Raw genomic sequence first — 21314 nt, forward strand, 5'->3', positions numbered from 1 at the left:
TTGGCATGACCGACGAAGCTCAACGCTGGAAAGAAAAATACCTCAAGAGCATCGAGCAGCAGGAAAAGCTCGAACGCCGGTGGGACGCCCGTCTCGACCTGCTGCGCCGCGGCCTGGTGCGCAGCACCCTGGCGGCCGAAGGCAGCGACCGCGCGGTAGACCAGTGCATGAAGGAAATGCGCGAGGTCATCCGTACCGACAACATGGACGCCGCCCTGGCCGGGTTGATCCCGCGTCTGGAAAAGGCCGTGCTCGATTCCGAGCAGCGCCGTGAAACCCGGATCGCCCAGGTAGGCACCGCGCTCAACGCGCTGGTGGCCCAGTTGCAGAAGCTGCCGTTGCCCAGCGAGGTCAGCCGACCACTGAAGAAATTTGCCAAGCAGCTGGATGCGCGGGCCAGCCAGTCACGCGAGATGCCGTTGCTGCTGAGCGAGCTCAGTGGCTTGCAGGGCAAGGCGCTGGCGGTGCTGGAGCACCCAGAAGAGGCGAGCAAGCCGGGGTTTCTGCAGCGCTTGTTTGGCGGGCGTGAAGAAGAGACGCAGGTCGCTCAACCCGAGGCGCAGGCCCTGGAGCCGGTGGCGCAAGCAGCGGTCGAACCTGTGCATGAGCAGCCTGCGCCGGCTGCGGCGGATGTGGATGAACTGCAGCCGTTGCCCGAGCCCCCAGCCTTGGTCGACACAGAGGACGCCGGAGCTGCTGCGCAGCCCATCGCCGGCAATGCCGGCTCCTACACTGTAGGCGCCAGCCTTGCTGGCGAAGAGGCCCCAGCGCTCACACCGCCACCCACGCCTGCCCCGGTGCTGACCGAGCACGCGGACGCTGTCGAAGTCGATGGGGCACCCGAACCCACCCCCGAAGAACTCCTCTACGCCCTCCCCGACGGCACCGAGCCTTCCTATAGCTCCGTCGCCACCCATATCGAGCAGACCCTGCTCGGTTTGCTCGACGATCTGACCCTGCCCGAACGCCACAAGCCCCAGGCCCTGGCGGTGCGTCAGCGCCTGGAGCACGGGCTGAACTGGTACGAGCTGCTGCCGGTGCTGGATGACCTGGCGGTACTGATGCTGGCCATCACCGACAGCGGCCAGCATGAATTCGAAGCCTACCTGCAACAGCTCAACGAGCGCCTCGAGACGTTCCAGAGCCACCTGCAGGAGGCCAGCGAAGGGCATGCCGACAACAGCTCCGTCGCCCGCGACCTCAATACCCAGCTGCGCGAACAGGTCGATGGCCTGCAAAGCAGCGTGCAGGGCGCTGCCGACCTCGACAGTCTCAAGCACATCCTCGAGAACCGCCTCGAGGGCCTGCTCGGCACCATGGACGAGCACCAGCATCAGCGTGACCTGCGCGAGCAGGAACTGGCCAGCCGCCTGCAAGGCCTGGCCGAGCGGGTCGCGAGCATGGAGCAGGAAGCCCTGGGCTACCGCGAGCACCTTGAAGAACAGCGCCAGAAGGCCCTGATCGACCCGCTCACCGGCTTGCCCAACCGCGCCGCCTGGGCCGAGCGCCTGGAGCAGGAAATGCTCGCCTGGCAGGAAAACGGCGGCCACCTGCTGATGGCCATGCTCGACCTCGACCACTTCAAGCGCATCAACGACAGCTACGGCCACCAGGCCGGCGACAAGGTGCTCAAGATCGTTGCCAACGAGCTGCGCAAGCGTCTGCGCAGCCGCGATTTCATCGCCCGCTTCGGCGGCGAGGAGTTCGTCCTGCTGGTGCCGCAGACCGCGCTGGGTAGCGGTATCGAGCTGGCCGAGACGCTGCGCGGCGCCATCGAAGCCTGCCCGTTCCACTTCAAGGGCGAACGGGTGACCATCACCCTGTCCATCGGCATCACCGCGTTCCGCTCCGGCGAGCGCAGCGACGCAGTGCTCAAGCGCGCCGACGAGGCGCTGTACCGCGCCAAGCACCTGGGTCGCAACCGCGTCGAACAGGGGTGAACGGGTTTGCGCAGGATACGTTATGCTATTGCATTACCGACTGCCCAGGCCCTGCCCCATTTCCATGAAAGCCTTCCTTACCGCGCTTGTGATGCTGACATTGGCCGGTTGCGCCACCGGCCTGAAGATCGACCGTAGCCACCCCTCGGTCAACCAGGACAACCGCATCCAGTTCGTGGTGCTGCATTACACCAATGCCAACCTCGAGCGCTCGCTGGCCCTGCTGACCCACGGTGAGGTCAGCAGCCATTACCTGATCGGCGACAACCCGGCAACCATCTATCAGCTGGTGGATGAAAGTCGTCGCGCCTGGCATGCCGGCGACAGCCAGTGGGAGGGCCGGACCTGGCTCAACTCCACTTCCATCGGCATCGAGATCGTCAACCCGGGCTTCACCGACACCCCCACCGGGCGCGTGTGGCACCCCTACAGCGAGGCGCAGATCCAGGCGCTGATCGTACTGCTCAAGGACATCGTGCAGCGCAACGGCATCCAGCCGCGACACATCATCGGCCACAGCGACATCGCGCCCCTGCGCAAGCTCGACCCGGGCCCGATGTTCCCCTGGAAACGCCTGGCCGACGCCGGCCTTGGCGTCTGGCCCAACGCTCAGGCGGTGGCGCAGCAGCGCGCGCGCTTTGACGTCAACCCGCCAAGCATCACCTGGTACCAGCAGCAACTGGCGCGCTTTGGCTACGCCATCGAGCAGACCGGCGAGCTGGACGTGAGCACCCGGCATGTACTGGCAGCGTTCCAGATGCGCTTTCGGCCACAGCTGTTCGACGGCCAGCCGGATGCCCAGACTGCCGCGATTCTGCAGGTGCTGAACAGCCAGCGCTGAGCGGTACCGCCCAACGGGCAGGCTGATTCGTCCGGCAGTTGCTATACCTCATGGTATTCAACGGGATGATTCTTGATGTCGCCTGCCCTTGCCACGTTGCGTCGCCTCCTCTATCGACCCTGGCTGCTGGCCACGCTTGCGGCCACGGCGAGTGCAACCCTGTTGCTGCTGGCCAGCCTCGGCGTGGCCATGCACCAGGTGCAGCAGCGCGAAAGCGCGCAGATGAACGCCAAGGGCGAGCGCTTTCTCGAACGCCTGGAGCAGATCTTCGGCCAACTGCGCGAAAGCGTCGACGCCCTTCAGGCACAGCCCCTGCGCGGGTGCAGCAGTGCGATGCAGGCAGCCTTGCAGCAGGTGACCTTCGACAACCGCTTCGTGTTCGAGGCCACTTACCTCGACGGCACGCAGTCGTGCTCCAACCGGCTGGGCAGCAGCAACTTCGACCCGCTGCGGGCACCGGACATCCAGGGCCCCACCTACAGCTACTGGCTCAATACCACCACCGAACCCGACGACAACCGCGCCGCACTGGTGCTGGGGCGTGGGCACTTTCGCGTGTCGACGTCGCGCGGGCACCTGACCGACGTGGTCGACCTGCCGCCCGGTGGCAGCCTGCTGGTGGTGCTCGACCACGGCGCGCGTGCCGTGCCGGTCCTGGGCCCGGAGCAGCCTTGGCCGCCCGGCGACCAGTGGCCGCCACCGCCCAGGGTGGACCTGATGGAACTGCCCGATCGCCTGGTATACCGCATGCCCACCAAATCGCCTGACTACCAGCTGGTGCTGATCACCCCGCGCGAAAGCCTGTCGCTGAAGATGAACGGCGTGCTCTGGCTGCTGTTCCCCGGCAGCCTGCTGCTGGCCTGGTGCATCGGCTGGCTGGTGCTGCAGCTGGTGCGCCAGAGCCGTTCGATGAGCTCGGAGCTGCAGGGCGCGCTGCGCCGTGGCGAAATGCAGGTGCTGTATCAGCCGATCTTCGAGCTGGCCAGCCGGCGCTGCGTGGGCGCCGAGGCCCTGGTGCGCTGGCGTCGCCCCGACGGCACGCTGACCAGCCCCGACCTGTTCATCCCGCTGGCGGAGAACACCGGGCAGATCCGCCAGATCACCGACTTCGTGCTGCAGCGTGTGCTCGAACAGCTGGGCCAGCTGCTGCGCGCCAACCGCCAGTTGTATATCTCGGTGAACCTGGCGGCGTGCGATGTGATGGTGCCGCGCATCGGCCGGGTGGCGGCGCGCCTGCTGGCCTTGCACCATGTGTCGGCCAGCCAGATCGCCTTCGAGGTCACCGAGCGCGGGCTGATCGACGTGGTGGTGGCGCGGGACAACCTGCAGGCCTTGCGGGCGGTGGGGCACCAGGTGCTGATCGACGACTTCGGTACCGGCTATTGCAGCCTGGCCTACCTGCAGACCTTGCCGGTGGACTGCCTGAAGATCGACAAGGCGTTCATCGATGCCCTGGGGCACGACGCGGCCAGCAGCGGCGTGGCCCCGCACATCATCCGCATGGCCCACGCCCTGCAGTTGCGGGTGATCGCCGAGGGTATCGAGTACGAGGACCAGGCGTTGCTGCTCAATAGCGAGGGGGTCAACTATGGCCAGGGCTGGTTGTTCGCGCACCCGCTCAGTGCGCGCCAGTTCGTCGAGCTGGTGACCCGGGGGCGGCGGCTGGGGCCGCGGCGGATCGATGACGAGGCGTAGCGCCCCCTCGCCAGCAAGGCTGGCGCCTGCAGGCGAAGGCGGTTACACCGGCAGCGCCATGTAGAACTGCGTGCCCTGCCCTGGCCGTGAGTACACGCCCATGCGCCCGCCATGCAACTGCACGATCTCCTTGCACAGTGCCAGGCCCAGCCCGGCACCGCCTTTCTTGCGCCCAACCTGCACGAAGGGCTCGAAAATCCGCCCCTGCTGGCCATAGGCAATGCCTTCGCCATTGTCCTCGATACTGATGATCACCCGTTCGGCATGCCGCCGGGCATTGAGGCGGATACTGCCCGCCACCGGCGTATGGCGGATGGCATTGTCCAGCAGGTTGTCCAGCACCCGGTCCAGTTGCGCCGGGTCGGCCTGGATGCGCGGCAGTGGCGCGGCAAGCTCCACGCGCAACTCGATCTGCTTGTCGGCCAGCGCCGTTGCGAAGCGCTCGCGGGCCCGCGACAGCAACTCGTCGATCGCGCAGGGTTGCAGTTCGAGCTTCTGCAAGCCGCTCTGGTAGCGCGAAAAGTTGAGCAGGTCGTTGATCAGCTGGGTCAGCCGCTGCATCTCCTCGCCAATGGTGTCGAACAGGTCCGCCTCGCGGCTCTCGGCTGGAAACGTCAGGCGCTCGCGCAACAGGCCGAAGGCCATGTGCATGCCGGTCACCGGGGTGCGCAACTCGTGGGAGGCGCGCAGCACGAACTCGCTGCGCACCCGTTCGAAGGCGCGCTGCTCGGTGACGTCGTGCAGCACCATCACCGCGCCCAGGATCTGCCCCTGTGGATGGCACACCGGGGTCAGGCTGTAGGCCAGCAGGCGGGTTTCTTCATCTATTTCCAGGCTCAGGTCGTCCGGCACGCGGTCCAGGCTGCCGCCACGCAATATCAGGCGCAGTTGGTCGTCCAGCTCCGGGCGTTGCAGCGCCTTGCCCAGGCCCTGGCCCAGGCGGCTGGCGTCCCAGCCCAGCTGGCGCTGGGCCACCGGGTTGAGGTGTTCCAGATGGCCTTCGCGGTCGATGATCAGCAGGCCGTCGTCGATGCTGTCGAGCACCGCCTGCAGGCGCTGCTGGCCGGCCAGCAGTTCGTCGACATTGGTGGCCTGATGCTTGCGCAGTGCCTCGGCCATCAGCCCGAAACGGCGGGTGAGCTGGTTGATCTCCACGGCTGGGGTTACCGGCAGGGTGACCTCGAAATTGCCCTGGCCGATCTGGTCGGCGGCCTTGGCCAGCGCCTCGATCGGCTGGCCGAAGCGGCGTGCGATGCCGTGGGCAGTGATGAAACCCAGCACCAGCACGGCAAGCCCGAGCAGGCCCAGCATGCTGGAGACCAGCAGGGCACGTTCGCGGGCCTTCTGTTCACTGTGGTTGATATGCGCCAGGGCCTGCTTGTGCGAGTCGATCAGGTCGGTGCGCAACTGGTTGAAGGCTTCGCCCAGGGGTTGGTCCGGGCCCAGGTTGCGGCTGGGCTCGGGGCTGTCGCGAAAGGCCTTGAGGAAGGCCTGGTAATCACGGTTGGCGGTACTGAAACCCGCAAACCCCTCGGCCTGGCGTTCATGGCTCAGGCCCTCGTCGAGCAGTTGCTGAAACTTGTCCTGCAGCGGTTGCAGCGCCTGCACCTCGCTGTCCGGGTCCAGCAGCAGGGACAGCTGTTCACCCAGGTTCTGACGCAGCTTCAGGCCCAGGTCGAGGATGTAGGAGTTGTCGCTGATCAGCTTCTGCTGCGAGCTGGCCATCTGCTGCACGCTGACCAGGCCCAGAATCAGGCCCAGCAGGGCCACGGTGATCAGCGCCGAGATGCTGAGAAAAAGCCGCGTGCGCAGCTTCATCGCCAGCTTCACAGGTTGTACTGCTTGCGCTTGCGGTACAGCGTCGAGGCATCGATGCCCAATGTCTTGGCGGCCTGGTCAAGGGTGTCGCTGGTGGCCAGCACCGCACCGATGTGCGCGCGCTCCAGCTCGTCGAGGCTCAATGCAGCCCCCACCCGCGGCGCGTTGCTGGTGGGTTGTTCGGCCATGCCCAGGTGGCTGACCTCGACCCGCTCCTGCGGGCAGATGATGCTCGCCCGTTCGATCACGTTGCGCAGCTCGCGAATGTTGCCCGGCCAGCGGTAGTTGAGCAGCGCGGCGCGGGTCTCGTCGCTGAAACCGCGTGCGGGGCGCGCGTATTCCTTGACGAAGCGCGCCAGGAAGCGGTCGGCCAGGGTCAGGATGTCTTCGCTGCGTTCGCGCAGCGGCGGCAGGTGCAGGGTAATCACGTTCAGACGGTACAGCAGGTCTTCGCGAAAACGCCCGTCGCGCACCATGTCCTCCAGGTTGAGGTTGGTGGCTGCCAGAATCCGCACGTCGGCGCGGCGCGTGACCGGGTCGCCGACCCGCTCGTATTCCTTGTCCTGGATGAAGCGCAGCAGCTTGGGTTGCAGGGTCAGCGGGAAGTCGCCGATCTCGTCGAGAAACAGCGTGCCGCCGTCGGCCTGGTTGACCCGGCCCAGGGTGCTTTCGCTGGCCCCGGTAAATGCCCCGCGACTATGGCCGAACAGCTCGCTTTCCATCAGTTCGGCCGTCAGCGACGGGCAGTTGATGGTCACGCAGGCCTTGCGCGAGCGTTTGCTCCAGCCATGAATGGCGCGTGCCAGCTCGCCTTTACCGGTACCGGACTCGCCAAGGATCAGAATGTTGGCGTCGGTGTTGGCCACCTGGCGCGCGGTTTCGAGTACCACCATCATGGCCGGGCTGTGGGAATCCAGGCCGTCCTTGGGTTTGCGCACTTCCCCTTCCAGGGCCTCCAGACGCGCCGAGAGCTGGCGCACCTCCAGTTGTTTGGCAGTGGCCAGGCGCAGCTGGTCGGGGCTGCACGGTTTGACCAGGTAATCGGCGGCGCCGGCCTGGATCGCATCGACTGCGGTGTCGACCGCCGAATGCGCGGTCACTATGACCACGCGCATCCACGGCGCCTGGATACGCATCTGCGCCAGTACGTCCAGGCCGTTGTCCTCGCCCAGGCGCAGGTCCAGAAAGCACAGGTCGAACACCTGGCGCTGCAACAGGGTTTCGGCCTGGGCGGCGCTGTTGGCCGTGGCCACGCTGTAGCCTTCATCTTCCAGGCAATAGCGGAAGGTACGCAGGATTGCGGACTCGTCGTCTACCAGCAGAATGCGGCCCTGATGTTCCGTGGCAGATTCCATTTTCCTACGCTCCTTTAAGAATGTTCTTGGTTAGTCTCGGAAAAATCGGGCAAGTTGCATGGTCGATTCTGATTGATTCCGCGCCCTGCATGCTAGCTCCCTGCTGCGAATATGACTAACTCATTGAAAATAATGAGTTTGTTTACTTTTTGAGCACTGGCACAACGATTGCCATGATGTTCCTTCTGACCAACAGGAGGCTTCATCATGCGTGCAATACGCCCGTTGGCAGTTCTGACTGCCGCACTTCTGCTCACCCCGCTGGGTTTCACCAGCGCCTCGGCGGCCGAACCCGGCCTGCAGCAGGCCCGTCAGGAAGGCGCCTTGCAGACCGCCCTGGCGCTCAACCGACTGCTCAACCCGTTCAAGATCGAAGTGGCCATCCAGGGTCAGACCGCCCGCCTGCAGGGCGAGGTGGAGAACGAGGTGGAGCGCGAGCTGGCGGCGCAGGTGGCACTGGCCACCGCCGGCATCGAGCAGGTCGACAACCAGTTGCAGGTCAACCCCGAGCTTGTGGATGAAACCCTGCAACGGCGCGCCTATGCCCAGCGCCTGGAGGACGCCACCCTGGGGGCGGTTATCCGCGCCCGCCTGCTGTGGAGCAGCCAGACCCAGGGCCTGCCCATCGAAGTCGACAGCCGGGCCGGGGTGGTCACCCTGCGTGGCCGGGTGACCAGCGCCGAGGCCAAGCAGATGGCCGGCAGCGTGGCGGCCTCTACCGATGGCGTGTACCTGGTCAACAACCTGATCAGCCTGGGCGTGAGCGACCCGGCCCAGGCCCGCGAGCAGGCCGCTGCGGCAGCGGCCGAGGTGCAGAGCGACGCGTGGATCAACGACAAGGTGCAGACCAGCTTCTTATATAGCCGCAACCTGGACGGGCCCAACATCAAGGTGGCGACACAGGAGGGGGTGGTGCGCCTGTCCGGGGAAGTCATGAGCAACGAGCAGAAGACCATCGCCCAGGAGATTGCCCGCCAGATCCGCGGCGTGCGCGGGGTGGACGCCGACATGCTCAAGGTGGCGATCAAGGTGGAGGGCTGATCGTGCAAATCGCACGAGGCCCTGGGGGGCATCGTGCAGGATGCGTCCTGCAGCTGCCCTCGGTGCATGCCTAAGATGTTGATTTATAAGCGTTTTATTTGATTTAAAAAGCTGGCATGCAGGCTGCAATGACTCTATCAGTCAATAACAACGATGCAGCAGAGGAGCCCGGCATGAACCTGTTAACCGCCGCCCTAGTGCAGATTTCCCCGCTTCACGTACGCCAGTTGCTGTTTCTCTGCCTGGCGGCGCTTCTGACCCTGGTTGCAGGGCAGATGTACAGCATCTGGCAGTCCAAGCAGATCGCCAACCAGATGTCCGTACAGGCTTATCACGTGGCCCATGTGCAGGCCACGCGTGCTTCGATGCTGGAAGCCAGGACCGCGCCACGTACCCACTCGGTCGATGCGGCCACCGTGGAAACCGTCGTGCCGCAGGAACGCTGGGTGTTCTGACCGAGCAATGCCCCACATCTGACACAACCGCTTTCAAAAACGGTAAGGAGAAACACCATGTTAAGTTGGGCCATCACCTTCCTGATCATCGCCATTGTCGCTGCCGTACTGGGCTTCGGTGGTATCGCCGGCGCCGCTACCGGTATCGCGAAGATTCTCTTCATTGTCTTCCTGGTACTGTTCGTCGCTTCCTTCTTCTTCGGTCGTCGCGGTAGAGGTTGACTATGAAAGGGACGCTCTACAGAGCCCTGGCAGGCGCCCTGATGGTGGGGGCCTGTACAGCGGCGATGGCGGCCAATGACGGCCAGGTCCGGACCAGCCAACTGCTTGGTTCGGACCCCGAGTACCGGGAAACCTGGCAGAAAGTGGTCAAAAAGCAGGAGCGGCTGCCCGATTGGGTCATCAACCTCAGTGGTGCTTCCACCGAGCAGATGACGGCGATCGAGGAAGACGGCGACAAGTATCTGGTCGGCCCCTTGTGCGAGACCGAGCAGAGCTGCGACAGCAGCCGTCTTATCGTGGCCTTCAGCTGGGACAAGGATGAGGCATACGCGCTGTGGGTCCAGGTACCCGCCGGCCTGCCTGCCGACAAGTCACCCAGCCGTCACACCGACAAGCGTTGGTTGGGCGAGCCGAATGACGGCATGAAACAGATGCTCGAAGAGCAGCTGAAGAAAGACCCGAACTACTACTGAGTGTCGCCGGACGCATCAGTATCACCATGGAAGCTGAACCTTTTGCCTGTTCCAGTTTCTATGCTGCGCCCGCTCGAGGAGAGCGGACGCATGACCAGGGGGCCGGGCTGCTCTGATTGCTACAGGATCGGAGGGGCCTAGGGGTACAGGGAGTACCTCCTTCATGGGCCGGGTCAGGGTGGTAAACGGCAACACAGTCGTGGACCGGGGTCGCATGCCGCCAGGGCAGCCCCCGGTCAGACTTGTGCACCCGGCGCAAGCCTGATGCATTTCCCCGCTTGAAAGTGACAGATCGGCCAGACGGCTGACCACCCATCAAAAAAATTCCTGACTTCTTTGACCTGCCAAATGACGTTTTTCACGCATTCGGATTGTCGAACAACGCTGTTTTGCCGGTTTGTGGATACCGCTGTATCGGCCTAATCATGGCGCTTTGGCCTTATTCGGGATTCCGAACGGGTAGGTTTTCTGCCGCTGGGACGTCCGTTTCATGCCAAAAAGATCATGCCGATTCGGCATAGGGTAGTCATTTACGGCATTAGACTCAGTGCGCCTGCATCGGAATAGTTGCGCCTTTTTCGCTGGTCCGAGCGCCCCTTGCGCTCACTTGCGGTGACCTTCTACGGCGCATTGCCTGCACCATGAAAACTCCAGGGAATCGCTTTCAGCGGCTCTAGAATGCAGGTTTCAAGGCAGTGACCGTGTCCACTTGAACAAAGGGTAACGACATGAAGAAGGCAAAACTAAGCCTCGCCTGGCAAATCCTCATCGGTCTGGTATTGGGGATCGCCATCGGGGCGTTGCTGAACCATTTCAGTGCAGAAAAGGCATGGTGGATCAGTAACGTCCTGCAACCGGCAGGTGACATCTTCATTCGCCTGATCAAGATGATCGTCATCCCGATCGTGATTTCGTCGCTGGTCGTGGGTATCGCCGGGGTTGGCGATGCGAAGAAACTTGGCAGTATCGGCCTCAAGACCATCATCTATTTCGAGGTGGTGACCACCATCGCGATCGTGGTCGGACTGGTGTTGGCCAACCTGTTCCACCCGGGCGCCGGCATCGACATGAGCACCCTGGGCACCGTGGATATCTCCAAGTACCAGGCCACCGCCGCCGAGGTGCAGCATGAGCATGCGTTCATCGAGACCATCCTCAACCTGATCCCGTCGAACATCTTTGCAGCGCTGATGCGTGGCGAGATGCTGCCGATCATCTTCTTCTCGGTGCTGTTCGGCCTGGGCCTGTCGAGCCTGCAGGCAGACATCCGCGACCCGCTGGTGAAAACCTTCCAGGGCGTGTCGGAAGCCATGTTCAAGGTCACCCACATGATCATGAACTACGCCCCGATCGGCGTGTTCGCCCTGATTGCGGTGACCGTGGCCAACTTCGGTTTCGCCTCGCTGCTGCCGCTGGCCAAGCTGGTGCTGCTGGTGTACTTCGCCATCGCCTTCTTCGCCTTCATGGTGCTGGGCCTGATCGCCCGCCTGTTCGGTTTCTCGATCCTGAAACTGATGCGCATCTTCAAGGACGAGCTGATCCTGGCCTATTCCACCGCCAGCTCCGAGACCGTGCTGCCGCGCGTGATCCAGAAGATGGAAGCCTACGGTTCGCCCAAGGCCATCTGCAGCTTCGTGGTGCCGACCGGCTACTCGTTCAACCTGGACGGTTCGACCCTGTACCAGAGCATCGCGGCGATCTTCATCGCGCAGCTGTACGGCATCGACCTGTCGATCAGCCAGCAACTGCTGCTGGTGCTGACCCTGATGGTCACCTCCAAAGGCATTGCCGGTGTGCCGGGCGTATCGTTCGTGGTGCTGCTGGCGACCCTGGGCAGCGTGGGCATCCCGCTCGAAGGCCTGGCGTTCATCGCCGGTGTCGACCGCATCATGGACATGGCGCGTACCGCCCTGAACGTGATCGGCAACGCCCTGGCGGTACTGGTCATCTCGCGCTGGGAAGGCATGTATGACGATGCCAAGGGCCAGGCGTACTGGAACTCGCTGCCGCACTGGCGCAGCAAGACCCCGGCGCCGGCTGGCGAGACCGCTCAGCACTAAGCTGCTGACGGCCTGAAACACAAGAGCCCCGACCCGTCGGGGCTTTTTGTTGCCTGCCAGAAGCTTCGCCGGCAAGGCCGGCTGCTACAGACGATGCCGAACCTGTAGGAGCCGGCCTTGCCGGCGAATGGGCCGCCGCCGTTTATGGCGTCTGCCTACCCACCCCGCTATCATGCGCTCCAACTTGCAAGGGAAACTACCAATGCTCAACGGCCTCTGGCTCGGCTTTTTCGTGGTGGCCGCCCTCTCCGCACTGGTGCAGTGGCTGGTGGGTGGCAACGCGGGCATCTTCGCCGCCATGGTCGAGAGTATCTTCGCCATGGCCAAGCTTTCGGTCGAAGTCATGGTGCTGCTGTTCGGTACCCTGACCCTGTGGCTGGGCTTTCTGAAGATCGCCGAAAAGGCCGGCATCGTCGACTGGCTGGCCAAGGTGCTCGGCCCGCTGTTCCGTCGCCTGATGCCCGAGGTACCGCCCGGCCACCCGGCGCTGGGCCTGATCACCCTGAACTTCGCCGCCAACGGCCTGGGCCTGGACAACGCCGCCACGCCTATCGGCCTCAAGGCCATGCGCGCCCTGCAGGAGCTCAACCCCAGCTCCACCACGGCAAGCAACGCGCAGATCCTGTTCCTGGTGCTCAATGCCTCGTCACTGACCCTGCTGCCGGTGACCATCTTCATGTACCGCGCCCAGCAAGGCGCTATGGACCCGACCCTGGTGTTCCTGCCGATCCTGCTGGCCACCAGCGCCTCGACCCTGGTGGGGCTGCTGTCGGTGGCGGTGATGCAGCGCCTGCGCCTGTGGGACCCGGTGGTGCTCGCCTACATGGTGCCCGGCGCGCTGCTGCTGGGCGGCTTCATGGCGCTGCTGGCGGGCCTGTCGGCCACCGCGCTGGCCACCCTGTCGTCGATCCTGGGCAACCTCACGCTGTTCGGCCTGATCATGCTGTTTCTGCTGATCGGCGCATTCAAGCGGGTGCCGGTGTACGAAACCTTCGTCGAAGGTGCCAAGGAAGGGTTCGACGTGGCCAAGAGCCTGCTGCCCTACCTGGTGGCGATGCTGTGCGCGGTCGGCGTGCTGCGCGCCTCGGGGGCGCTGGAGTTCGGCCTGGACGGCATTCGTCATGTCATCGAATGGCTGGGCTGGGACACGCGTTTCGTCGATGCCCTGCCCACCGCGCTGGTCAAGCCGTTCTCCGGCAGCGCGGCGCGGGCCATGCTGATCGAGACCATGCAGACCCACGGGGTGGACAGCTTCCCGGCACTGGTGGCCGCGACCATCCAGGGCAGCACCGAAACCACCTTCTACGTGCTGGCGGTGTACTTCGGCGCCGTGGGTATCCAGCGCGCACGCCACGCCGTGGGCTGCGCGCTGCTGGCCGAGCTGGCCGGGGTGCTGGCGGCCATCGCGGTGTGCTACTGGTTCTTCGCCTGAGCCACGGTCCAGTCCACCAGTTGCGCCATCAGCCGGTCGGTGGCCTGGCCGAAGCCGCCGACCACCGCCGGTACCTGGGTCTGCGCCACCGGCTGGCGCACCTCGAAGCTGTGGCTGGCCAGCACGCGCTGGGTACGCCCCTGCACCAGTCGCGCATCCAGGCGCACCACTACTGCCAGCCCGGCATCGCTGTACTCGCTCTGGAACGCCTGCAGTTCGCCGACGATCTCGTAGTCGGCCTGCAGGTTGGCGTCGTCGGCACTTACCCGCTGTACCCGGCCATCGCGCTGGAAGGCGTCGAGCATGCGGTTGCGCAGCAGTGCCGGCACCGGGTCGGCCCAGCGTGCGCCCTTGTAGCTGCTGATCAGGTCGCCTGCCGGCACCACGGCAATGCGCGGTGTGCCGAGGATCTCGCTGGCCAGCGGCTTGTTGATACGCAGGGTCCAGGCCACGGGTGCGGCGTTGCTGCGCACCGGTTGCGCCGCCGGCAGGCGGTACACGTCGGCCGGCTCCGCCTTGGGCAGGATCGAGCAGGCGCTGCTCAGGCTCAGCAGCGCGGCCAGGGCGAGGGTGCGGCAGGGGCGGCTCATGGGGTGAACTCCTTGTTTTTGTCGCGGCCCAGCAGGTAACCGCTGGGGTTGGCCTCCAGGCGCTGGGAGATGCCCTTCAAGGCAGTCAGGGTATCGCGCAGTTCGCGGATCGCCGGGGCCAGTTCGTTGAAGCCCTGGGCGCCGCTGGTGATCGCCTCGCGGTTGTCGGTGAGCAACGCGTCGATGGTGGCGGTGCTGCGCGCCAGCGACTGCATGGCCTGGTCGGCGCTGTTGACGATCTGCTTGCCGTCGCTGCCGAGCAGGCTGTTGGCGTTGCGCATCAGCTGGCTGGTCTGCTCCAGCGCCGCGCCGGCCTGCTTGCCCACCTGGGCCATCTGCTGGATGGCCAGGCGGATGTCGTCGCGCTGCCCGGCAATCGCGCCGGTGGTCTGCTCCAGGTTGGCCAGGGTGGCGCCCAGGCGGGTGGCATTCTCTTCGGAGAACAGCCGGTTGGCGTTGTGCAGCAGCAGGTTGATGTTGGTCACCAGGTCGCTGCTGTTGTTGAGCAGGCGCGCAATCGGCGATGGCGAGGCGACGATCACCGGCAGCCGGCCGCCCTTGCCTTCCAGCGGCGGGCTCTGCGGGGTGCCGCCGCTGAGCTGGATCAGCGAGGTGCCGGTGACGCCGGTCAGGGTCAGCTTGGCCTGGGTGTCCTGCTTGATCGGGGTCTCGGCGCTCAGGCGGATCTGCGCCAGCACCCGGCGGGGGTCGTTGGGGTCCAGGCGCAGGCTGATCACATCACCTACCTTGATCCCGCTGTACTGCACCGCACTGCCCTTGGACAGCCCGGTGACGGCCTCGTTGAACACCACCTCGTAGTCCTTGAAGGTGCTGTCGACGCTCGACTTGGCCAGCCACAGGCCGAACAGCATGGCGCCGGCCACCACCAGCACGGTGACCAGCCCGATCAACACATGGTGCGCGCGGGTTTCCATTTCAGTTCTCCTTGAGCGCTGTGGCGGCCTGGTAGGCCGCACGGCCGCGCGGGCCATGAAAATAGTCGTGAATCCACGCGTCGTCGGTTTCCGAGACCTGGTCGATGGGGCCGGCCACCAGCACCTTCTTCTGCGCCAGCACGGCCACGCGGTCGGTGATGGTGTAGAGGGTGTCCAGGTCGTGGGTGATCAGGAACACGCTCAGGCCCAGCGCATCGCGCAGGGTCAGGATCAACTGGTCGAAGGCGGCCGCGCCGATCGGGTCGAGCCCGGCGGTGGGCTCGTCGAGAAACAGGATGTCCGGGTCCAGCGCCAGGGCGCGGGCCAGGGCGGCGCGCTTGATCATGCCGCCCGACAGCGACGCGGGGTATTTGTCGGCCGCCGACAGCGGCAGCCCGGCCAGGGCCAGCTTGACCCCGGCCAGGTGCTCGGCGTCGGCGCGGCTCAGGCCGGCATGTTCGATCAGCGGCAGTGCGACGTTCTCGGTGACGGTCAACGACGAGAACAGCGCGCCCTTCTGGTACAGCACACCGAAGCGACGTTCCACCTGCGAGCGCTGCTGGTCGCTGGCCTGGCTGAGGTCCTGGCCGAAGATCCTCACCGTGCCTTCGTTGGGCCGGCGCAGGCCGACGATGCTGCGCAGCAGCACCGACTTGCCACTGCCCGAGCCGCCGACCACGGCGAGGATCTCGCCGCGGTACAGGTCCAGGTCGAGCTGTTCGTGCACGCTCTGGGTGCCGAAGCGGTTGCACAGGCCCCGCACCTCGATGACCTTCTCGCGGCTTGCCTCACTCACCAGCTCATCTCCATGAAGAACAGTGCGAACACCGCATCCAGCACGATCACCACGAAGATCGACTGGACCACCGCCGAGGTGGTGTGGGCGCCGACCGATTCAGCGCTGCCGGTCACCTTGAAACCTTCCAGGCAACCGATGGCCGCGATCAGGAAGGCGAAGAACGGCGCCTTGGCCAGGCCCACCAGGAAGTGCTGCACGCCGATGTCGCTTTCCAGCAGCGACAGGAACATCGCCGGCGAGATGTCCAGCGACACCGCGCACACCACGGCGCCACCGATGATGCCGCACAGCATCGCGACGAAGGTCAGCAATGGCAGCGCGATCAGCAGCGACAGCACCCGCGGCACCACCAGCAGCTCGACCGGGTCCAGGCCCAGGGTGCGGATCGCATCGATTTCCTCGTTGGCCTTCATCGAGCCGATCTGCGCGGTGAAGGCGCTGGCGGTGCGTCCTGCCATCAGGATGGCGGTAAGCAGCACGCCGAATTCACGCAGGAACGAGAACGCCACCAGGTCGACGGTGAAGATGCTCGCGCCGAAACTGGCCAGCACTGTGGCGCCCAGAAAGGCCACCACCGCACCCACCAGGAAGGTCAGCAGCGCGACGATGGGCGCCGCGTCCAGGCCGGTCTGTTCGATGTGCGCGACCACGGCAGTCATGCGCCAGCGCCTGGGTTGCAGCAGGCGCCGGGCCAGGGTGGCGATGATCAGGCCGATGAAGCCGAGCAGTTGCCGGGTGTCTTGCCACAGCACGTCGACTGCCCGGCCGATGCGGCACAGCAGTTGGGTCAGCACGGACGTTTCCGGCTGGCGCTCTGGCAGGCAGTAGTCCTGAAGCGAGCAGTACACGGTGTGCAGCAAGGCGCGGTCGGCGGCCGACAGCGGGCTGGCGTGGTCATCGGCCAGTTGCCCCAGGCGCTCGGCACCCAGCAGTTCGACCAGCAGCGAGGCGCCGGCGGTGTCCAGCTTGCCCAGCTGGGCGAGGTCGACCTGGGCGCTGGCATCGTACTGGCCGTGCAGGGCCTCGGTGCTGCGCTTGAGCGGCGTGTAGTTGGCCAGGGTCCAGTCGCCGGCGATGCGCAGGCAGGCCGGGCTGCGCGTGGTATCGAGGGTGGCGCTGGCGGGGGTGACGGTGGTGGTCATAGGCTCCAGACAGTCCGGCAGGCGCTCCAGTGCGCCGGGTCAGAGCATAGCGTCACTTGGCGACGGATGCTTGACCGTCATCAACCACCTCGAAGCGCAGCACGCCGATCACCTGGCCGTCTTCGGTGAGCACGCGCACCTGCCAGTGCCCGACCGGGTTGCTGGGGAACACCTGCTTGTGGGTCCAGGCGCGGTAGCCTTCCTTGCGCCCGCCATTGATGTTCAGGGCAATGCGATCGACCTCTTTGCCGTCCTGTTTCCATACGTGGTAGATGCGTTCGTTGAGGCCGCGCGGGGCCTTGATCGCGGTATAGGCATAGAGCCCGGCGCTGCGGATCTGGCTGGCGCTGACCTGCTCCAGGCTGTCGCCGGGGGTGCGGTTCTGCAGCTGGGTGCTGATGGCCACTTCGGTCATCCACAGTGTCGCCGGCGGCACCCACGAGCGCAGCAGCCAGCCGCTGCCGCCAACGGCCAGGGTGACCAGCACCAGCATGGCGGCACGGCGCCAGTGATTGATCGGGAAGCTGCTGGCCAGGCTCGGGAACGACAGCAGCATGGCGATGCCCAGCGCCAGCTTGAAGCTCTGCGACGTGGTCAGGTGCAGGATGATCGGCAGCGCCGTGAGCAGCGCGGCGAACAGGGTCAGGGTGTGCAGGGCCAGGAACAGCCAGCGGCGCGGCGCCAGCCAGCGGTAGTACAGCGGGTCGACGATCGACACCAGCCCGGCGCCGGCCAGCAGGCCGGTGAACACCAGCTGGCCGCTGTTCCAGGTGGTGGTGACGAAGAAGAACGGCAGCACGAAGAACAGGCTTTCCTGGTGGATCATCTGCGTGGCGTAGCGCAGCAGCGGCTGCGGGATCTCGCGCTTGAACAGGCGGGTGAACAGCTGGGTGAAGGTGTTCTCGAACATCAGCCACAGCCAGCTCACCAGCAGCAGGATGGCGACCCAGCTGGCCAGGCCTTCCTGACGGTCGACCAGGATGAAACTGCCGATACCGGAAATGAAACCGCCGAGGGCGATGACCCCCGGGTAGCGCTTTATCAGGTCGATCAGGCGCAGGAGAAGTGCGGGCATGGTGGGGCGTTCGCTGGGTGAGGTAAAAATCTGTTACAGGATACGCTGCTTGCTGCGCTTGTAGGAGCCGGCGTTGCCGGCGAAGGCCGTTACGCGTTCGGCGTGGCTGCGCGGTGCGGCATTCGCCGGCAACGCCGGCTCCTACATCCGCGGTAGCGTCAGCGGCGCCGCCGCCATAGCAGCATGCCCGCCAGCAACACCCCTAGCCCCAACGCCCCCAGCCCCACCAGCTGGTCATACCCCAGCAACGGCTTCTCTACCCGCACATACCCAGGCTCGGCGAACAGCGCCTGCAGCGCCGCATCCGCATCCTCCAGGCTGACCTCGCGCAACCGGGTCTTCGCCTCGCCGACCCGACCGTCGGCATAGTCGTTCAACGCTCCCCAGTAGTAGTCGGCCAGCGCGCTGTTGCCCTGGCTGGTCCACGCTTCGCGGGCGATTGCCGCGGCCTTGATGCGCTCGAACGTGGCGCGGTCCAGTCCGTCCTTGCGCAGGCGCTCGATCATCTGCCCCAGGATCTGCTCGGCCGCCTCGACCTGATCGCTGTCCAGGTCGGCATTCAGGCTCAACAGGCCGGTGTCGCCAAAACGCTCGCGTTGCGCCGACGGCCCGTACGACAGGCTGTGCTGCAGGCGCAATTCGCGATACAGCGCCCAGTCCAGGTAGCGCTGCAGCAGGTCGTAGGTGGCGTCGTGGTTTTCATCCAGCACCGGCTCCAGGAACATCCAGTGCAACCGCGCACTGTCGCCCAGCCAGCCGCGGATCAGCTCGCGGCGCGCCTGGGCCTTGTGGGTCACGCCATCGAGTACCCGGCGCTCGCCCGGTTCCACCGGCTCCAGCTGGCCCCAGGTGCGCTCCAGGTAGGCGGGCAGCACGCGATCCAGGCCGCCGACCACGATCAGGCTCATGTTGTTGGGGGCGTACCAGTGCTGGCGCAGTTCATTCACTTCTTCCAGGGTCATGTCCTGCACCGAGGAGCGCTCGGCACACTTGAGCCCCAGCTCCACCGCCAGCTGGTCGCTGGCGCGATGGCCGAGGTCCTGGCGGTCCAGCCAGCGCTGCAGGTGGGTGTAGTGCCCGCCGTCTTCACGCTCGACGATGCTCTTCGACACCTGCAAGGCGTTGGCATCGATACGTGTGTCCTGGAGCACGGCCAGCAGCAGGTCGAGCACCTTGCGCTGGTTGCGCGCCGGGGCCTCGATGACGAAGGTGGTGTCGGCGCTGCTGGTGTAGGCGTTCCATTCACCGCCCAGGGCCTGCATGCGTTCTTCCAGCCCGCCTTCGCCCGTGTCGTCGATACCGCTGAACAACAGGTGTTCGAGCAGGTGCGGCAGTTCCTGGCGCGCGCACGGGAAGTCGTCGAAGCCGATGCCCACCACCAGTCGGATCGACACATGGTCGCGCTCGTAGCCGGGCTTGAGCAGCACCTGCAGGCCGTTGGGCAACAGGTAGCCCTCGACCTGGGTGCGGTCGAGGGCAAAGCTTGAAGGGGCGCCCAGCAACAGGCAGATGAACATCAGGCAACGCATCACAGGCTTCCTTGCACGGGTTCGGGGCAGCGTCGGGTCAAGGCGAATGGGCATCGTCCGGTACGCTGTCGATCATCAGGGCGCCGGTATCGCTGCCGCCCAGTACCGCATAGGCACTGCTGCAGAACAGCGAGTTGAGACGTTTCATGTCGGCGATCAGTTCCAGGTGCAGCGAGCTGGTCTCGATGCTCTGCACCACCTTGCGCTGCAGGCGGCTGACGTGGGCATGGGCCAGGCGCCGCTCCTGGGCGCGGAAGCGACGCTTCTCGCGCAGCAGCTGGCGTGCGCTGTGCGGGTCGCCACTGAGGAACACCGACAGGCCCAGGCGCAGGTTGGACAGCAGCTGGGTCTGCAGCACGGTCAGCTCCTCCAGGCCCACCTGGGAGAACTCGCGGCGCTGCGACGTCTTCTGCTGCTGCACCTTGCGCAGCATGCGCTCGATCAGGTCGCTGGCCAGCTTGAGGTTGATCGCCAGCTCGATGATCTCGGCCCAGCGCTGGCTGTCGTGCTCGCCGAGGTCTTCGCGGGGCATCTGCGCCAGGTACAGCTTGATGGCGTTGTACAGGCCCTCGACGTCGTCGCTGAGGGTGCGCACCTGCTGGGTCAGGGCGGTCTGGCTGCCGCGCAGCACGTTGAGCATGGCATCGAGCATGCTGTCGACCAGGTCGCCCAGGCGCAGGGTCTCGCGCACCGCGTTGGCCAGTGCCAGGCTCGGGGTGTCCAGCGCGGCAGGGTCCAGGTGGCGGGGCTTGGCGTGGCCGTTGGTTTCCTCGCGCTCGGGCAGCAGCCAGCGGCACAGGCGCCCCATTGGCGTCGCGGTGGGCAGCAGGGCCAGGCAGCGCAGGGTGTTGTAGATGAGGTGGAAGCCGATCACCAGCTCTTGCGGGCTGAAGGTCAGGCTGTCCATCCAGTGCACCAGCGGGTCGAGCACCGGGATGACCACCAGCAGGCCGATCAGCTTGTACAGCAGGCTGCCCAGCGCCACCTGGCGCCCGGCGGCGTTCTGCATGCTGGTGCTCAGGAACGCCAGCAGGCCGCTGCCGATGTTGGCGCCGATCACCAGGCCGATGGCCACCGGCAGGCTGATCATTTCGGCGCCGGCCAGGGTGGCGGTGAGCAGCACCGCGGCCAGGCTGGAATACGAGATCAGGGCGAACAGCGCGCCCACCAGGGCGTCGAGCAGGATGTCGCCGGTCAGCGAGGCAAACAGCACCTTGACGCCCTGGGCCTGGGTAATCGGTGCAGCGGCCTCCACGATCAGTTGCAGGGCCAGGATGATCAGGCCCAGGCCGATGCCTACGCGCCCCAGTTGCCCGGCGCGGGTCTGCTTGCGCGAGAGGAAGAAGATCACCCCGAGGAAGATCAGCAGCGGCGACAGCCACGACAGGTCCAGGGTCAGCACTCGCGCCATCAGCGCGGTCCCCACGTCGGCGCCGAGCATGATGGCCAGGGCCGGGGTGAGGGTCATCAGGCCCTGGCCGACGAACGAGGTCACCAGCATCGCGGTGGCGTTGCTGCTCTGCACCATGGCCGTGACCAGGATGCCGGCGATGAACGCCAGGGGCCGCTTGGCCATGTTCTGGCTCAGCAATCGGCGCAGGTTGGAACCGTACACCCGCAGGATGCCGGTACGTACGATATGTGTGCCCCAGATCAGCAGGGCCACGGCCGAGAGCAGGTTGAGCAGGGTCAGCATACTTACGGCCCCCTGTTAAGGCGCCCCAGTGGGGCAAGTGGATGACGCGGTGAGCCTGGCCTGGTGACCGGCGGTTTTTTCCAGTGCTCACTTAAGCTGTAGTCGGCCAAGGGCCGTGGCGCCAGCATGGCATGCATGCACAGGCTTTGAAACCTCGCGCGCCGGTTAGGGCAACTTCGCTGGCGCGTTGCCCTCCCAAAAGACAAAAGGCCCCAT

Annotated in this window: 18 protein-coding genes; 9 read left to right on the forward strand and 9 right to left on the reverse strand. The window is 65.5% G+C overall.

All coding sequences use genetic code 11. The features are described 5' to 3' along the window. The first annotated feature begins 5 nt into the window (after positions 1-5). From NJH59_RS13010 to NJH59_RS13020, 3 genes are all read left to right on the forward strand, one after another. A complete protein-coding gene (locus tag NJH59_RS13010) occupies positions 6-1940 on the forward strand; it encodes a GGDEF domain-containing protein (RefSeq protein ID WP_253086860.1) in 1935 nt (644 codons plus the stop codon). Positions 1941-2004: 64 nt separating this feature from the next. Then, positions 2005-2781, forward strand: a complete 777-nt coding sequence (locus NJH59_RS13015; protein WP_043862303.1) for an N-acetylmuramoyl-L-alanine amidase — start codon at positions 2005-2007, stop codon at positions 2779-2781. 75 nt (positions 2782-2856) lie between these two features. After that, positions 2857-4476, forward strand: coding sequence for an EAL domain-containing protein (locus NJH59_RS13020; protein WP_043862304.1), 1620 nt, complete (start codon positions 2857-2859; stop codon positions 4474-4476). Positions 4477-4518: 42 nt separating this feature from the next. Here NJH59_RS13020 and NJH59_RS13025 read toward each other — a convergent pair whose 3' ends face one another. After that, positions 4519-6294: a KinB sensor domain-containing domain gene (locus tag NJH59_RS13025; RefSeq protein ID WP_173925029.1), complete on the reverse strand. Its 1776-nt coding sequence runs from the start codon at positions 6292-6294 to the stop codon at positions 4519-4521. 8 nt (positions 6295-6302) lie between these two features. Continuing rightward, positions 6303-7649, reverse strand: a complete 1347-nt coding sequence (algB, locus tag NJH59_RS13030) for a sigma-54-dependent response regulator transcription factor AlgB (protein WP_253086861.1) — start codon at positions 7647-7649, stop codon at positions 6303-6305. Between the two features lie 207 nt (positions 7650-7856). Between algB and NJH59_RS13035 the strand changes: the two genes are divergently transcribed. From NJH59_RS13035 to NJH59_RS13060, 6 genes are all read left to right on the forward strand, one after another. After that, positions 7857-8690, forward strand: coding sequence for a BON domain-containing protein (locus NJH59_RS13035; RefSeq protein ID WP_253086862.1), 834 nt, complete (start codon positions 7857-7859; stop codon positions 8688-8690). A gap of 173 nt (positions 8691-8863) precedes the next feature. Beyond that, positions 8864-9145 (forward strand): hypothetical protein, encoded by a 282-nt coding sequence (locus tag NJH59_RS13040; protein WP_043862308.1) that lies wholly within the window; start codon positions 8864-8866, stop codon positions 9143-9145. Between the two features lie 57 nt (positions 9146-9202). Next, the gene (locus NJH59_RS13045; protein WP_009401691.1) at positions 9203-9367 is read left to right on the forward strand and encodes a DUF1328 domain-containing protein; all 165 of its coding nucleotides are present in this window, start codon (positions 9203-9205) and stop codon (positions 9365-9367) included. A gap of 2 nt (positions 9368-9369) precedes the next feature. Then, positions 9370-9840, forward strand: a complete 471-nt coding sequence (locus NJH59_RS13050; protein WP_058542001.1) for an inhibitor of vertebrate lysozyme family protein — start codon at positions 9370-9372, stop codon at positions 9838-9840. A 728-nt stretch (positions 9841-10568) separates the two neighbouring features. Further along, positions 10569-11900, forward strand: a complete 1332-nt coding sequence (gene gltP, locus NJH59_RS13055) for a glutamate/aspartate:proton symporter GltP (protein WP_054916020.1) — start codon at positions 10569-10571, stop codon at positions 11898-11900. 202 nt (positions 11901-12102) lie between these two features. Then, the gene (locus tag NJH59_RS13060) at positions 12103-13332 is read left to right on the forward strand and encodes a nucleoside recognition domain-containing protein (protein WP_043862311.1); all 1230 of its coding nucleotides are present in this window, start codon (positions 12103-12105) and stop codon (positions 13330-13332) included. Here NJH59_RS13060 and NJH59_RS13065 read toward each other — a convergent pair. The 7 genes from NJH59_RS13065 to NJH59_RS13095 all read right to left on the reverse strand — a co-directional run bounded on the left by NJH59_RS13065 (position 13314) and on the right by NJH59_RS13095 (position 21098). After that, positions 13314-13922 carry an ABC-type transport auxiliary lipoprotein family protein gene (locus NJH59_RS13065; protein ID WP_078481270.1) on the reverse strand — a complete coding sequence of 203 codons (609 nt, stop codon included), beginning with the start codon at positions 13920-13922 and terminating at the stop codon, positions 13314-13316. The two genes, NJH59_RS13060 and NJH59_RS13065, sit on opposite strands and share 19 nt — an antisense overlap. Then, on the reverse strand, positions 13919-14857 hold the full coding sequence (locus tag NJH59_RS13070; protein ID WP_043862313.1) for an MlaD family protein: 939 nt from the start codon (positions 14855-14857) through the stop codon (positions 13919-13921). Before NJH59_RS13070 ends, NJH59_RS13065 begins: the two co-directional genes overlap by 4 nt. A gap of 1 nt (position 14858) precedes the next feature. After that, positions 14859-15653, reverse strand: coding sequence for an ABC transporter ATP-binding protein (locus NJH59_RS13075; RefSeq protein ID WP_043862314.1), 795 nt, complete (start codon positions 15651-15653; stop codon positions 14859-14861). Beyond that, on the reverse strand, positions 15650-16807 hold the full coding sequence (locus NJH59_RS13080; protein WP_173925070.1) for an MlaE family lipid ABC transporter permease subunit: 1158 nt from the start codon (positions 16805-16807) through the stop codon (positions 15650-15652). The genes NJH59_RS13075 and NJH59_RS13080 overlap by 4 nt, the downstream gene beginning before the upstream one ends. Positions 16808-16850: 43 nt before the next feature. Then, complete coding sequence (locus NJH59_RS13085; RefSeq protein WP_054916017.1) at positions 16851-17873, reverse strand: DUF5924 family protein; 1023 nt, start codon at positions 17871-17873, stop codon at positions 16851-16853. A gap of 158 nt (positions 17874-18031) precedes the next feature. Continuing rightward, a complete protein-coding gene (locus NJH59_RS13090) occupies positions 18032-19402 on the reverse strand; it encodes a pitrilysin family protein (protein ID WP_253086863.1) in 1371 nt (456 codons plus the stop codon). Between the two features lie 37 nt (positions 19403-19439). After that, a complete protein-coding gene (locus NJH59_RS13095; protein WP_043862318.1) occupies positions 19440-21098 on the reverse strand; it encodes a Na/Pi cotransporter family protein in 1659 nt (552 codons plus the stop codon). Between the last annotated feature and the right edge of the window lie 216 nt (positions 21099-21314).

Origin of the sequence: Pseudomonas sp. VE 267-6A (assembly GCF_024126555.1) — a bacterium.
Lineage (GTDB): Bacteria > Pseudomonadota > Gammaproteobacteria > Pseudomonadales > Pseudomonadaceae > Aquipseudomonas > Aquipseudomonas palmensis.

What these genes read in the sequence shown, in the direction of transcription:
- NJH59_RS13035 (WP_253086862.1), top strand. Translation starts at nt 7,857, where the DNA reads ATGCGTGCAATACGCCCGTTGGCAGTTCTGACTGCCGCACTTCTGCTC.
- NJH59_RS13045 (WP_009401691.1), top strand. Translation starts at nt 9,203, where the DNA reads ATGTTAAGTTGGGCCATCACCTTCCTGATCATCGCCATTGTCGCTGCC.
- gltP (WP_054916020.1), top strand. Translation starts at nt 10,569, where the DNA reads ATGAAGAAGGCAAAACTAAGCCTCGCCTGGCAAATCCTCATCGGTCTG.
- algB (WP_253086861.1), bottom strand. Translation starts at nt 7,649, where the DNA reads ATGGAATCTGCCACGGAACATCAGGGCCGCATTCTGCTGGTAGACGAC.
- NJH59_RS13095 (WP_043862318.1), bottom strand. Translation starts at nt 21,098, where the DNA reads ATGCTGACCCTGCTCAACCTGCTCTCGGCCGTGGCCCTGCTGATCTGG.
- NJH59_RS13015 (WP_043862303.1), top strand. Translation starts at nt 2,005, where the DNA reads ATGAAAGCCTTCCTTACCGCGCTTGTGATGCTGACATTGGCCGGTTGC.
- NJH59_RS13025 (WP_173925029.1), bottom strand. Translation starts at nt 6,294, where the DNA reads ATGAAGCTGCGCACGCGGCTTTTTCTCAGCATCTCGGCGCTGATCACC.
- NJH59_RS13070 (WP_043862313.1), bottom strand. Translation starts at nt 14,857, where the DNA reads ATGGAAACCCGCGCGCACCATGTGTTGATCGGGCTGGTCACCGTGCTG.
- NJH59_RS13090 (WP_253086863.1), bottom strand. Translation starts at nt 19,402, where the DNA reads ATGCGTTGCCTGATGTTCATCTGCCTGTTGCTGGGCGCCCCTTCAAGC.
- NJH59_RS13050 (WP_058542001.1), top strand. Translation starts at nt 9,370, where the DNA reads ATGAAAGGGACGCTCTACAGAGCCCTGGCAGGCGCCCTGATGGTGGGG.
- NJH59_RS13020 (WP_043862304.1), top strand. Translation starts at nt 2,857, where the DNA reads ATGTCGCCTGCCCTTGCCACGTTGCGTCGCCTCCTCTATCGACCCTGG.
- NJH59_RS13010 (WP_253086860.1), top strand. Translation starts at nt 6, where the DNA reads ATGACCGACGAAGCTCAACGCTGGAAAGAAAAATACCTCAAGAGCATC.
- NJH59_RS13040 (WP_043862308.1), top strand. Translation starts at nt 8,864, where the DNA reads ATGAACCTGTTAACCGCCGCCCTAGTGCAGATTTCCCCGCTTCACGTA.
- NJH59_RS13085 (WP_054916017.1), bottom strand. Translation starts at nt 17,873, where the DNA reads ATGCCCGCACTTCTCCTGCGCCTGATCGACCTGATAAAGCGCTACCCG.
- NJH59_RS13060 (WP_043862311.1), top strand. Translation starts at nt 12,103, where the DNA reads ATGCTCAACGGCCTCTGGCTCGGCTTTTTCGTGGTGGCCGCCCTCTCC.
- NJH59_RS13065 (WP_078481270.1), bottom strand. Translation starts at nt 13,922, where the DNA reads ATGAGCCGCCCCTGCCGCACCCTCGCCCTGGCCGCGCTGCTGAGCCTG.